The following is a 12361-nucleotide window of genomic DNA, read 5'->3' on the forward strand; positions in this document are numbered from 1 at the left end:
CCGGACGACGACCCCCCGCTACGTCAGCGTGCGGTGGTAGAAGACGACCGCCTGGACGCGGTCGCGCAGGTGCAGCTTGGACAGCACGTTGGACACGTGGGTCTTGACGGTGGCCTCGCCGAGGAACAGCTCCGCCGCGATCTCGGCGTTCGACATCCCCCGACCGACCAGCACGAGGACCTCCTTCTCGCGCGGGGTCAGCTGGTCCAGCCGCGGGTCGGACGGTCGGTCGGACGGTCGCAGGTCGGACGGTCGCGGGTCGGCGGACGAGCCTTCACCAGCCACCATCCGCTCGATGACGCGCCGGGTGACCTCGGGCGCCAGGAGCGCGTGCCCGGCCGCGACGGTGCGGACGGCGTCGACCAGCCGGTCGGCGTCGGAGTTCTTCAGCAGGAAGCCGGACGCGCCGGCGCGCAGGGCGTCGTCCACGTAGGCGTCGTCGTCGAAGGTGGTGAGGACCAGCACCCGGGCGAGGTCGGCGGCGACGATGCGGCGGGTGGCCTCGATGCCGTCCATGACCGGCATCTGCACGTCCATGAGGACGACGTCGGGGCGCAGGGCGCGCACCTGCTCCAGCGCCTGCGCGCCGTCGGCGGCCTCGCCGACCACCTCGACGTCGGGCTCGACGGACAGGATCATCGCGAAGCCGGAGCGCACCAGCTTCTGGTCGTCGACGAGGAGCACGCGCACGGGCGCGTTCGCGCTGGTCACGGGCGGCCGGAGGGCAGGGGCAGGCGCACGCGGACACGGTAGCCGCCGGTGGCGCGCGGCCCGACGTCGGCCAGCCCGCCGTGCGTCGCGACGCGCTCCCGCACGCCGACGAGCCCCAGGCCCGTGCCCGCGGACCCGGGCCGGGGGCGGCCGTCGTCGAGCACCTCGACCTCGGCGAAGCCGTGCGGGAAGCGGTGGGCGTCCGGGTCGTCGCGCCGCGCCGGGCGCCGGTCCACGCGCACGACGACGCGCGCGGACCGCGCCGTCGAGTGCTTGCGCACGTTGCTCAGCGCCTCCTGCGCGGTGCGGTAGAGGCTGAGGCCGAGGGGCCCGGGCACGTCGTCGACGGCGCCCGGCTCGGCGACCACGCGCACCTCGACGTCGAGCCCGCCCGTGGAGTCCGCGAGGCCGGCGACGTCGGCCAGGCCCGGCTCCGGCGCCCGCCCCGTCCCGCCGCCGGCGCCGTCGTCGCGGCCCTGGTCCTCGACGCCGCGCAGGGTGCCGAGCAGGCCGCGCATCTGGGTCACGGCCTCCCGTGACTCCCCCTCGATGGTGGCCAGCGGCGTCGCCGCAGCGGCGGGGTCGCCGGCGAGCATCCGGCGCGCGGCGGCGGCCTGGATCCCGATGACGGACACATGGTGCGCGACGACGTCGTGCAGCTCCCGCGCGATGCGCAGCCGCTCGGTGACGACGGCCTGCCGCTGCAGCTCCGCCGTCTGACGCTCGATCGTGGCGGCCTGCGCGGCGAGCTGCTCGCGCCGCCGGGCGCCGTGCCACATGAGCTGGCCCGCCACGACGGCCCCGTAGAAGTAGGCGACGTTGATGAGCAGGTTGTACGCGGTGAACGCCACGCCCGGGTCGACCAGGCCGGGCTGCTCGTCGGCCAGCCCCATCTGCTCGACGATGCCGTCGATGCCCGCCCCGACGGCGAACTGCCAGGCCAGCCAGCCGAACATCGCCAGCAGCGCGACGCCCACGACGACCGCCATCGCCTGCCGGTCGCGCGCCCACGCGACCGCGCTGAACAGCGCGACGAAGTAGACGACCTGCAGCGGCACCAGGATCGTCACCATGGGGACGGTCAGCCCCACCACGAGGAAGTGCAGGTACACCACGGACAGCACTGCCAGGGGGAACCGTCGCCGCCACATCAGCGGGGCGGCACCCAGGGCCGAGAGCAGGTAGAGCAGCCAGGTCGGGGCCGTCTCGTCCTCGAAGTACCCGAAGCTGCGGGCGAGCTCGGTGCCCACGAGCGAGGCGACGACGAACGCCGCGCCCAGCCACAGGTCGTTGCGGTAGGCGCGGGCCGGGTCGGCGGGCACGCGCTCCCACCCGGAGTCGATCCCCCACCAGTCGGAGAGGCGCGCGGTCCACGAGGCGCGGGGCTGGGGCATCCCGCCAGCCTAGAGACGGGAATGCGGTGGGCGCCTCCGCCGCGAGGTGGAAGTCTGGGCCCATGAGCCTCCCCGTACCGGCGGAATTCTGGATCTGCCGCACCTGCGCCGTCGAGCACGCCACCCGTCCGGACGTCTGCGCGATCTGCGCGGACGAGCGCCAGTGGGTGCCCGCGACCGGCCAGACCTGGACCACCCTCGAGGACCTGACGGCGGAGGGCTGCGCCGTCGAGGTCGCCGAGCTCGAGCCCGGCCTCCTCGCCCTGCACACCGCGCCCCACCTGGGCATCGGGCAGCAGGCCAAGGTGGTGCGCACGACGGCCGGCGCGCTGCTGTGGGACCCGCTCGGCTTCGTCGACGACGCGGGGGTGGCCGCGGTGGTTGACGCCGCCGCCGGCGGGGACGTGGTGATCGCCGCCAGCCACCCGCACATGTTCGGCGTGCAGGTGGAGTGGAGCCGGCGCCTCGCGGCGGCGACGGGGCGCGACGTCCCCGTGCTGGTCAGCGAGGCGGACGCCGGCTGGGTCGCCCGGCCGGACGCCGTCATCGAGACGTGGTCCCCCGGCGCGGACGGGGAGCGGGAGGTGCTGCCCGGCGTCTTCCTGAGCCAGCCGGGCGGCCACTTCCCCGGCTCCGCGGTGGTGCACTGGACGGGCGTCGACGGCTGCGGCGTGCTGCTCTCGGGAGACACGATCTTCGCCAACCCGGACCGCACGGCGAGCTTCATGCGCAGCTACCCCAACCGCATCCCCCTGTCGGCGGCGGTCGTGACGCGCGTCGCCGAGCACGTGGCGCGGCGGCCCTTCGACCGGCTCTACAACAACTTCGAGGGCGTGATCTCCGAGGACGCGCGCGACGTCGTCCTCCGCTCCGCGGAGCGGCACGCGGCGTGGGTGCGTGGTGACTTCGACCACCTCACGTGACCCGCGTGCGGTCGCGGTGGCGTCCCGCGGCTAGGCTCCCGTGACCGTGGCAACCATCGTGACCGGGCGGCAGCGCGCCGTGGGCGTGGCGCTCGCGATCGTCGCGGGGTTCGCCGCCGCCCTGCAGAGCCGCGTCAACGGGACCCTGGCCACCGAGACGGGCACGGCCTTCGGCACGGCCGCCCTGTCCTTCGGCTCCGGACTGGTGCTGCTGGCCCTCGCGCTCCCCTTCTCCCGCTCCGGCCGGGCCGCGCTGGGGCAGGTCGCGGCCGGCCTGCGCCGCGGCGGGCCCGGCGGCCTGCGCTGGTGGGAGTGCCTCGGCGGGCTCGGCGGCGCGTTCTACGTGATGTCGCAGGGGCTGACGGTCGACGCGCTCGGCGTGGCCGTGTTCACCATCGCGCTCGTGGCCGGTCAGTCGGTGAGCTCGCTGGTCATCGACCGGCTCGGGCTCGCCCCGGGCGGCGTGCGGCTCGTGACGCTGGGCCGCGCCCTCGGCCCGGTGCTGACGGTGGTCGCCGTCGTCGTGGTGTCGGGCGCGGGTGCGGCGACGGCCGCGCTGGGTCTGGCGCTCTTCCCCCTGGTGGCCGGCGTGCTGCAGTCGTTCCAGCAGGCGCTCAACGGCCGGGTCCGGGCGTCGGTGCGCCCTGCGGCGCCGCGGTCGGACGGTCGTGCCGCGCGCGACGGGGGCGTGCTCGCCGCCACCTTCGTCAGCTTCCTCGTCGGGACGGCGGCACTGCTGGTGGTGTTCGGGGTGTCGCTCGCCGTCGACGGCGCGCCCACCGGGTCCTTCCCGCCGGACCTGCTGCTCTACTCGGGCGGGCTGCTGGGCATCGTCTTCATCGCGCTCCAGGCAGCGGTCGTGCAGCGCATCGGGGTGCTGCTGCTCGGGCTGGGCATGATCGCCGGCCAGGTGGTCGGGGCGCTGGCGCTCGACCTCGCGTCCCCCGGAGCCGTCCCGCCCGGGCCCGCGACCTTCGCCGGCGCCGCCCTCACCCTGGTCGCCGTCGCCGTGCCCCTCGTCGAGGGCGCGCTGCGCCGCCACCGCTGAGCCCCTGCTCCCTGCCCCCGCACGACGGCGGCCGGCCCACCGCGAGGTGGACCGGCCGCCGGATCGTGCGTCAGCAGGTCAGAACTTCTCCTGCATCTGCGGGTTGAGGGACTTCAGGTTCGTCTTCGCCGACCCGTCGATCGCGTCGTCGATGTCGAACGTGTCGAACCCGATCCCCAGGTCGTTCGAGTAGGCGTAGCCGTTGTACCAGTAGGTGGACCACGTGCCACCGCTGGAGATGCCCGCGCCGCGGTCGAACCAGGCGACCTCGGTCGGGTGGGACGAGTCGGTGAAGTCCATCACCGAGACGCCGCCCTGGTACCAGGACTGGACCATGAGGTCCTTGCCCTCGACCGGGATCAGCGAGCCGTTGTGCGCCACGCAGTTCTCGGTGGCGTCGTTGATGCGCGGGATCTTGTAGTAGCTCTTCAGGACGAGCGTCTTGCCGTTCTTCCCGCCCTGCTTCACGTCCTTCTCGATGTCGTAGATGCCGTTGGCGCCGAGCTCCGGGGCGTACTCCCCGGTGCAGGTCGCCAGGCCGCCGCCGCCGAGCTCGTCGGTGAAGACGACCTTGGTGGCGTCGTTGTTGAAGGTGGCCGAGTGCCAGAACGCGAAGTTCTCGGTGTCGCGGACCGTGCTGATCACCTTCGGGTGGGCGCGGTCCTTGATGTCCATGAGGATGCCGTCGCCCATGCACGCGCCGGCGGCGATGTCCTTCTGCACGTAGGTGGTGATGTCGTGGCAGCCGGACGTCGCCGAGGCGCTGCGGGACCGGTCGCCCTCGTAGCCGCCCTCGGGGAACAGGTTCGGCGTGCCGACGAGCTCCGCCCCGGCCGGGTTCTGCACCGGGATCTTCACGACCGAGATGATGTCGTGCGGCGGCTGGCAGTCCGGATAGGACGAGCTGGGGCTGTACGACGACACGTAGACGTACAGGTCCTTGCCGTTCTTGGTCGGTGCCAGCGAGTGGGTGTGCGAGCCGCACGCCGTCTCGACCGACTGGACGTACTCGGGCTCGAGCGGGTCGGAGATGTCCCAGACCTTGATGCCCTCCCAGGCGTCCTTCTCCGTGGCGGGGCGGGTGGTCGAGGCGCACGAGTCGTCGCTGCGCGACGAGTCGGTGGACAGCACCAGGATGTCGCCGTAGACGGAGACGTCGTTCTGCGAGCCGGGGCAGTACACCTGGAGCGCCTGGACGGGCTCCTCCGGGTCGGACAGGTCGTAGACGGTGAATCCGTCGTAGTTGCCCGCGAACGCGTACTTGCCCTGGAACGCGATGTCCGAGCCGGTGCCCTGCAGGGCACCGTTCTTGGGGCTGTTGCTGAGGTGCTCGATGTTCGACGACGCCACCTCGCCCGGTGGGACGTCGGGGGCCAGGTCGTCGGCCGCGGAGGCCGGGGCCACGAGCCCCAGCGCCCCGGCCGTCAGTGCCAGCGAGAGGGCGACGCCGGCGGCGCCCCTCGCCCGTGAACTTCTCATCCGTGATCTCAGGGTTGAACGACGCACAGGCGCCACACCTCCTTGGTAGGTCACACTGAGTGTTGCCTGGAAGCATGCTCTCAACCAGGTGGGCGGGCATCTTTTTACGCGAAGGCAACATTCCCCACGAGAGGATCGTCAGGTGACCACAGGCCCCCAGCCCCTCCGCCGCCGCACCGCTCGCCGCCACGCCGCCCTGACCGGCGCGGTCGTGCTCGCCGTGATGCTCGCCGCCGGATGCACCGCCGCGCCGCCCGAGGCACCCGACGCGGCATCGACGCCGTCGTCCGACGTGCTCGCACCGGGGAAGCCCGGCGAGCCCGCCCGGACGATCGCCCCCGACGAGTACGAGGGCATGGGCGACGAGGACGTGGTGACCGACGCCGACGCCGACTTCATGACGCGGATGATCGGCCACCACGCCCAGGCCGTGGAGATGGCCCGGCTGGTCCCGGAGCGGTCCGCGTCGCAGCAGGTCGCGAAGCTCGCCGAGCGCGTCCGCCTGTCGCAGGAGGGCGAGATCCGGTACATGAGCCGGTGGCTCACCGACCACGACCTCCCCGTGCCCGCGGCGGCCTCGCCGTCGGCCGCGGGCGACGGGAGCGGGCCGCGCGCCCCCGGGACCCACGACCACGGCTCCATGCCCGGCATGCTCACCGACGCCGAGATGGCGGCCCTGGCGGACGCCGACGGCGCCACGTTCGACCGGATGTTCCTCGAGGGCATGATCACGCACCACGCGGGCGCGCTGACGATGGTCGAGGAGCTCAGCTCCGCCGGGCGCGACGAGACGGTCCAGGAGTTCTCCTCGAACGTCGCGGCGGACCAGATCGCGGAGATCGACCGGATGTCGCGGCTGCTCGACGAGCTGTAGCCCGGCTCAGCCGGCGCGGCCGACCTCCGCCACGAAGGCCCGCAGCAGCGGGGTGGCCCCGGACGAGCGCCAGACCAGCGCCCACCGCACCGGGGGCGCGCCGTCGAGCGGGAGGTACGTGACACCCGGCCACGGGTAGTAGCGGCGGCCCTCGTCGGGCACCGGGCACACGACCTTCCCGGCCGCGACGAGGGCGAGGATCTCCTGATAGGTGGCGGCGCCGGGGCCGCGGGGGACCTCCCGCCCGGCGGGCGTGCGCACGGGCAGCACCCCGGCCAGCCAGGACGACGGCGCCGACCCGCGGATCGCGGGGACGGCGTGGTCCGCGAGCGCCTCGATGTCCGCCCGGCCTTCCGCGGCCAGCGGGTGGTCCGTCGCCACGAGGAGGCGCAGCGGCTCCTCGCGCAGCACGGGACCCACGGAGAGGTCCGGCTCGGCGACGGGGAGCCACGTGGTGAGCAGGTCGACGTCGCCGCGCCGCAGGGCGTCGAACGGGTCGCTGAAGACGACCTCGTGGAAGCGCACCTCCGCACCGGGGTGGCGCGCGTGGAAGCGGGCGAGCACCGGCTCCAGCTCGTGCGCCTGGGCGCCCATGAAGCCGAGGGTCAGCGTCCCCGTCATCCGGCGGGCGGCGGCCGACGCGGCCGCGACGGCGGCACCGATCCCGTCGTAGGCGGGCCGCAGCCCGGCCTGGAGCACCCCGCCCACCGTCGTGAGCTCGACGCGGCGCGACGTCCGCTCGAACAGCGGCGCCCCGATGGCCCGCTCCTGCTTGCGGATCGCCTGGCTCACGCGGGACACCGAGACGTGCAGCCGTTCCGCCGTCCGGCCGAAGTGCAGCTCCTCCGCGAGCGTCAGGAAGATCTCGATCTCGCGCAGCTCCACGCCTCGTCACCCCTCGTCGCCCGCTCTCCGGGGCCCTCGATCGTGAACCCGGCGGTGAACGAGCGTAACGGGAACGGCCGTTGATCCGGGCCCCCGCGCGGCCGAGCCTGGAACCCCCACCGATCCCGGGACCAGGAGGAATGCCCATGCCCCATGCCCTCGCCGACGAGCCCGTCGCCCCCGCACGCGAGCACCGGCGCCGGCCGCGCCCCGCACCGCGCGACGTGCGAGCAGGCCGACCGCGCGGGCCCGGGCGGGGCGGACGGCGCGGGTCCACCCGGCACCGCGCGGCCCACCTGCACCGCCTGCCCCCGGCGTCGACGCGACGGCGCGCCCGGGCCACCGGCCCGGTACGCCAGGCCGGCGGCGAGGCCGAGCGCCGGACCGTGCCCGAGGCCGACGACGAGCCGGCGGCCGGCTCCGGCCTCGAGACCGGCCTCAGGGCGCGGTGACGAAGACGTCGAAGAGCTCGGGGTGGTGACCGTGCACCAGGACGGCGAAGACGACGGCGTCGAACAGCAGGTGCACGGTCACCACGTACGTCAGGCTCTTGTACCGGCTGAAGATCCAGCCCTGCACGAGGGCGAACGGCACCGTGAGCAGGGGGCCCCACTCGCGGTAGCCCAGCTCCCACAGGAACGACACGAAGATCGCCGCCTGCAGCACGTTCGCCGTCCACAGTCCGAAGTGGCGGCGCAGCAGGGCGAACACGGTGCACACGAAGAACAGCTCGTCCCAGATGCCCACGGCGTTGACGCCGACGAACAGCCGCGCCACGTCCTGGCCGCCGGTCAGCGGCGGCCAGTTGAGGTAGGCGCCGGAGCCGAGGAAGTACCAGGGCAGCACCAGGTAGCCGACGACCACCACGACGGCCAGGTACACGTACTGGCCGCCCGACCAGCGCCGGCCTGTCGCGACGGGGAAGCGCACCGCGCCCGCGCCGTCGTCGTCGCGGAACCAGAACCTCGACGCCGCCCAGGGCACCAGCACGGCCAGGGAGAGGACGACGGCGAAGCGCGCCATCCCGGCGTCGGACAGGTCCGCCTCGAGGGGGATCGTGGAGATGATGCCGAGCGCGACCGCGACCAGCGCGAGGTCGCGCCCGAGGCGCCGGTCCACGGCCAGCCCGACGGCGACGCCGGCCACGAGCGGCAGGTAGGCCAGCGGGCGCACGTGCACCGCGAACAGCAGCACCGCCGCCCCCGAGACGAGGCCCGCGGCGACGAGCCGCCAGGCGGTGGCGGGGGCACGGCGGGTGACGTCCATGGTCTCGCGAGGATATCCGGGAGCCTGCGTGGAAGAATCCGGGGCATGGTCGCGGGTCCCGGTGCGCACAACCGAGACGGGAGCGCGCACCGGTGACCTACGGACCAGCGATCGGGGCCCTCGTGGCGGCCGGGCTCGCGCGCCCCGTGGCGGACGCGTCGTTCGACCGCTTCGCGCGCCTCGTGCAGCGGCAGCTCGGCGTCCCCACCGCCCTCGTGACGCTCGTGCTGCCCGACTCCCAGGTCTACCCCGGCGCCCTGGGCCTGCCGGACCCGTACCAGGCCACCCGGCGCACCACGCTGTCCCAGCCCCTGTGCGGGGAGACCGTGCAGACCGGGCTCCCCCTGGTGGTCGAGGACCTGCGGGCCGACCCGCGGTTCGCGGGCCGGGAGACGGTGACCGAGCTCGGCATGGGCTCGTACGCCGGCTTCCCCATCTTCGACCGGCACGGCGCCGCCGTGGGGACCGTGTGCGCGCTCGACGTCGAGCCGCACGCGTGGAGCGACACCGACCTCGCGACCCTGGCCGACCTGGCCGCCGCGTGCACCGCCGAGCTGCGCCTGCGGCTGGAGCGGCAGCGGGCGCACCGTATCCAGCAGGTCGCCGTGCACGCCACGCGCCGCACCCGGATGCTGCTCGACCTCACCGACCGGTTCGCCGCCGCGACGACCCTGGACGAGATCGTGGACGCCCTGCGCGCGTCCGGGCCCGGGCTGGGGACCATCTGGGCGGCGCTCACCGTGGCCGACGGCAACGACGCCGGGCTCACCCTCGTCGAGCGCGACGGCATGTACCCGTACCTGCCGCGGCTGTGGAAGTACTCCGACCCGGGGGTGGCGTCGATCGCGCGCGCCCGCCGGCCGGCGTTCTACCGCGACGGATCGGCCGCGCTGCGCGACCTGCCGACCTTCGAGCCCTGGGTCGACCCGACGCTCGGCGGGCTGGCGCTGCTGCCGATGGTGGTGGACGACCGGCTGCTCGGCGTCGTCGTGCTCCAGTGGCGCGGGCCCCACGACCACGACGACGAGAGCCGCCGCACGGCCGCCACGCTCGCGTCGTGCGTGGCGCAGGCGCTGGTGCGCATCCGGGTCCTGGAGGACCGGCACCGCGTGGCCACGACGCTGCAGGCCGCGATGCTCACCGACCTGCCGCACGTGCCGTACCTCGAGCTCGCCTCCACGTACGCGTCGGCGACGCGCACCGACAAGGTGGGCGGCGACTGGTACGACGCCGTCGAGCTGGACCCGCGCTCCACGGTGCTGATGATCGGCGACGTGACCGGCCACGACATGCAGGCGGCCGCCCGGATGGGGCAGCTGCGCAGCATGCTGCGCACGCTGGCCTGGTACCAGGACGCGCCGCCCGCGCGCCTGCTGCGCGAGCTGGACCGCGCCAACCGGGGCCTCGGCCTCACGGCGACGGGCACGGCGACCGTCGCGCGGCTCGACCGCACGGGCCCCGGCGAGCCCGGCACCGGTGACGACGCGTGCCGCCTGTGGTGGTCCAGCGCCGGGCACCCGCGGCCGGTGGTCGTCCGCGCCGACGGGCACGTGGAGGAGCTGACCGGCCGGCCCGACCTCATGCTCGGCGTGGACCCGTCCGCGGCGCGCCGCGACCACGCCGCCGAGCTGCGCCCCGGCGACACCCTGCTGCTGTACACGGACGGGTTGGTCGAGTCGCGCACCGTCAGCTACGTGGAGCGGGTGCAGCGGCTGATCGGCGTCCTGGAGGAGCTGCGGGCCTGCCCGACGGCGGAGCTGCCGCAGGCGATCGTCGACCGGATGGTGCCCGGCACGCAGCGCGACGACGTCGCCGTGCTCGCGGCACGGGTGCGCTGAGCCCGCGGGGCGGCGTCAGCGGCGCGCGGCGCCCAGCTCGGCGAAGACGGCGCGGTTGAGGCGGAAGGCCTCCTGCGCCTCCGAGACGGCGAGGGCCACCTCGGTGTCGTCCAGCTCGATCCCGTCGAGGCGCTCCCGGTACAGGTCCTTGAACGGCTTCGCCTTCGGGATCTCGGGGAAGTCGTAGAACTCGAGGCCGGCCGTGGTCATGCCGTAGTGCCGCTGCATCATGCGCTGGATGACCTGGCCGCCCGAGAGGTCGCCGAGGTAGCGCGTGTAGGCGTGCGCGGCATAGCAGGCGACGTCGCCGCCGACCGCGTCGAGGCGCGCCACGTACCGGAGCGTCGCGGGCAGGACCCGGACGGCGTCGCGCCAGCCGGGGCCGTACAGGTGCGCCAGGTCGCGCTCGATGGCGGGCACGCGGGTGAGCTCGTCGAAGACGAGGTCCCGGCCCCGGGAATCCGCCCGCATCCGCTCGCTCGCGCGCTCCAGCGCCGTGTAGACCGCGTGCTGCTGCGCGGCGAGGTCGGCGTAGGCGGCGACGTCGAGCCGGCCCGCGAGGAGGTGCTCGACGAAGCCCTCCGACTCCGCCGCCGTGTGCTCGGCGCGCGTGCCCTCGCGCAGCCGGGTCGAGAGCGGGGCGACCTCCGCGAGCACGGTCATGGACGGACCTCCGGTCCTTCTGGCCGGGCGTCCGGCAATGTCGTCATGACGGGTTGTCACGACCTGGCGTCACCATAACAGCAGGACTTAGGGTTGCCTACCCTGATGTCGGCCGGTGGTCGGGCGCCGCCCTCGCGGGGCTGTCGGTGGCGGTGGGCAGTCTGGGCCGATGACGACGAGCGAGCTGCCCCCGGACGCCAAGGCCGTGCTGCACCGTTACCTGCGCGAGGCGCGCGAGGCGCTGCTGTGGAAGGTGGAGGGGCTGTCGGAACGGGAGGCGCGGATGCCGCGCACGCCCACCGGCACCAACCTGCTCGGGCTGGTCAAGCACGCGGCGACGGTGGAGATCGGCTACTTCGGCGACGTGTTCGGGCGGCCGTGGCCCCGCCCCGAGGACGCGCCGTGGCTCGCGGCGGCCGACGACCCCGACGCCGACGCCGACGCGCTCCAGGCCGAGTTCTTCGCCACCGCCGACGAGTCGGCCGCCCAGGTCGTGGACCTGTACCGGCAGGTGGCCGAGTTCGCCGACGCCACCATCGAGGCCCTGCCCCTCGACGCGCCCGGGCACGTCTGGTGGTGGGGCGACGGCGGCCGGGACGTCACGCTGCACCAGATCCTCGTGCACGTGACCACGGAGCTGAGCCGGCACGCCGGGCACGCCGACATCCTGCGGGAGGAGGCCGACGGCGCGGCCGGACTGCGGCCCGACAACGACAACCTCGCCCCCGGCCTCGACTACGCCGCGTTCACCGCCGCGCTGCGCCGCATCGCCGAGCAGTTCCCCGAGGAGGACCGATGACCGACGCCACCGACGACACCGACGATGGCACCGTCCCCACGATCAGCCAGGTGGTGCTCGACGCCACCGACGCGCGCGGGCTCGCGGAGTTCTACCGCGCGCTGTTCGGGCTCGCCTACCGGCCGGGCGACGAGCAGCCGGCGCCCGGCGAGCCTGACCCGCAGGGCGCGGACTGGCTGGTGCTGCGCAACCCGGGCGGCGTGCAGCTCGCCTTCCAGCAGGTGCCCGCGCTGCCGCCCGCCACGTGGCCGGAGGGCGCCGTGCCGCAGCAGCTGCACCTCGACGCGACGGTGCCCGACGTCGCCGCGCTGGACCGCCAGCACGCGCGCGCCCTCGCGCTCGGAGCGCGGCTGCTGCGGGACCGGTCCGACGACCCGGAGGAGCCGCTGCGGGTGTACGCCGACCCGGCGGGCCATCCGTTCTGCCTCTTCGTCGGGTGAGGTCTCGTCGGGTGAGGTCCGCGCCCGGCGTCCGTCTCGAG

13 protein-coding genes are annotated in these 12361 nt (G+C 74.5%); 7 read left to right on the forward strand and 6 right to left on the reverse strand.

All coding sequences use genetic code 11. The annotated features are described in order from the left end of the window. Positions 1 to 18 precede the first annotated feature (18 nt). Both ACWF41_RS02430 and ACWF41_RS02435 read right to left on the reverse strand, forming a co-directional pair. A complete protein-coding gene (locus ACWF41_RS02430; RefSeq protein ID WP_380326795.1) occupies positions 19 to 639 on the reverse strand; it encodes a response regulator in 621 nt (206 codons plus the stop codon). A 68-nt stretch (positions 640 to 707) separates the two neighbouring features. Continuing rightward, positions 708 to 2105, reverse strand: coding sequence for a sensor histidine kinase (locus tag ACWF41_RS02435; protein WP_380326792.1), 1398 nt, complete (start codon positions 2103 to 2105; stop codon positions 708 to 710). Between the two features lie 62 nt (positions 2106 to 2167). Here ACWF41_RS02435 and ACWF41_RS02440 point away from each other — a divergent pair, with 62 nt between their 5' ends. Next, positions 2168 to 3028 carry an MBL fold metallo-hydrolase gene (locus ACWF41_RS02440; protein ID WP_380326789.1) on the forward strand — a complete coding sequence of 287 codons (861 nt, stop codon included), beginning with the start codon at positions 2168 to 2170 and terminating at the stop codon, positions 3026 to 3028. 46 nt (positions 3029 to 3074) lie between these two features. Then, entirely contained in the window at positions 3075 to 4076 is a 1002-nt protein-coding gene (locus ACWF41_RS02445; RefSeq protein WP_380346968.1) for a DMT family transporter, read from the forward strand. Positions 4077 to 4154: 78 nt separating this feature from the next. On the opposite strand, the gene ACWF41_RS02450 is transcribed toward ACWF41_RS02445, so the two are convergent. Then, complete coding sequence (locus ACWF41_RS02450) at positions 4155 to 5555, reverse strand: LVIVD repeat-containing protein (RefSeq protein WP_380317209.1); 1401 nt, start codon at positions 5553 to 5555, stop codon at positions 4155 to 4157. 142 nt (positions 5556 to 5697) lie between these two features. Between ACWF41_RS02450 and ACWF41_RS02455 the strand changes: the two genes are divergently transcribed. Then, a complete protein-coding gene (locus ACWF41_RS02455; protein WP_380317206.1) occupies positions 5698 to 6429 on the forward strand; it encodes a DUF305 domain-containing protein in 732 nt (243 codons plus the stop codon). Between the two features lie 6 nt (positions 6430 to 6435). Here the strand turns inward: ACWF41_RS02455 and ACWF41_RS02460 are convergent, their stop codons facing one another. Next, positions 6436 to 7314 (reverse strand): LysR family transcriptional regulator, encoded by an 879-nt coding sequence (locus tag ACWF41_RS02460; protein ID WP_380317203.1) that lies wholly within the window; start codon positions 7312 to 7314, stop codon positions 6436 to 6438. Between the two features lie 146 nt (positions 7315 to 7460). On the opposite strand from ACWF41_RS02460, the gene ACWF41_RS02465 reads away from it, so the two are divergent. Beyond that, positions 7461 to 7766 carry a hypothetical protein gene (locus ACWF41_RS02465; RefSeq protein ID WP_380317200.1) on the forward strand — a complete coding sequence of 102 codons (306 nt, stop codon included), beginning with the start codon at positions 7461 to 7463 and terminating at the stop codon, positions 7764 to 7766. On the opposite strand, the gene ACWF41_RS02470 is transcribed toward ACWF41_RS02465, so the two are convergent. Next, a complete protein-coding gene (locus ACWF41_RS02470) occupies positions 7753 to 8580 on the reverse strand; it encodes a CPBP family glutamic-type intramembrane protease (protein ID WP_380317197.1) in 828 nt (275 codons plus the stop codon). The two genes, ACWF41_RS02465 and ACWF41_RS02470, sit on opposite strands and share 14 nt — an antisense overlap. A 92-nt stretch (positions 8581 to 8672) precedes the next feature. Between ACWF41_RS02470 and ACWF41_RS02475 the strand changes: the two genes are divergently transcribed. Next, the gene (locus tag ACWF41_RS02475; protein WP_380317194.1) at positions 8673 to 10418 is read left to right on the forward strand and encodes a SpoIIE family protein phosphatase; all 1746 of its coding nucleotides are present in this window, start codon (positions 8673 to 8675) and stop codon (positions 10416 to 10418) included. Between the two features lie 15 nt (positions 10419 to 10433). On the opposite strand, the gene ACWF41_RS02480 is transcribed toward ACWF41_RS02475, so the two are convergent. After that, positions 10434 to 11081 (reverse strand): biliverdin-producing heme oxygenase, encoded by a 648-nt coding sequence (locus tag ACWF41_RS02480; RefSeq protein WP_380317191.1) that lies wholly within the window; start codon positions 11079 to 11081, stop codon positions 10434 to 10436. A 169-nt stretch (positions 11082 to 11250) separates the two neighbouring features. Between ACWF41_RS02480 and ACWF41_RS02485 the strand changes: the two genes are divergently transcribed. Then, the gene (locus ACWF41_RS02485; RefSeq protein ID WP_380317188.1) at positions 11251 to 11880 is read left to right on the forward strand and encodes a DinB family protein; all 630 of its coding nucleotides are present in this window, start codon (positions 11251 to 11253) and stop codon (positions 11878 to 11880) included. Continuing rightward, the gene (locus tag ACWF41_RS02490) at positions 11877 to 12320 is read left to right on the forward strand and encodes a VOC family protein (protein ID WP_380317186.1); all 444 of its coding nucleotides are present in this window, start codon (positions 11877 to 11879) and stop codon (positions 12318 to 12320) included. Before ACWF41_RS02485 ends, ACWF41_RS02490 begins: the two co-directional genes overlap by 4 nt. Positions 12321 to 12361 lie beyond the last annotated feature (41 nt).

The sequence above is a fragment of the Isoptericola sp. NPDC055063 genome (assembly GCF_053608125.1).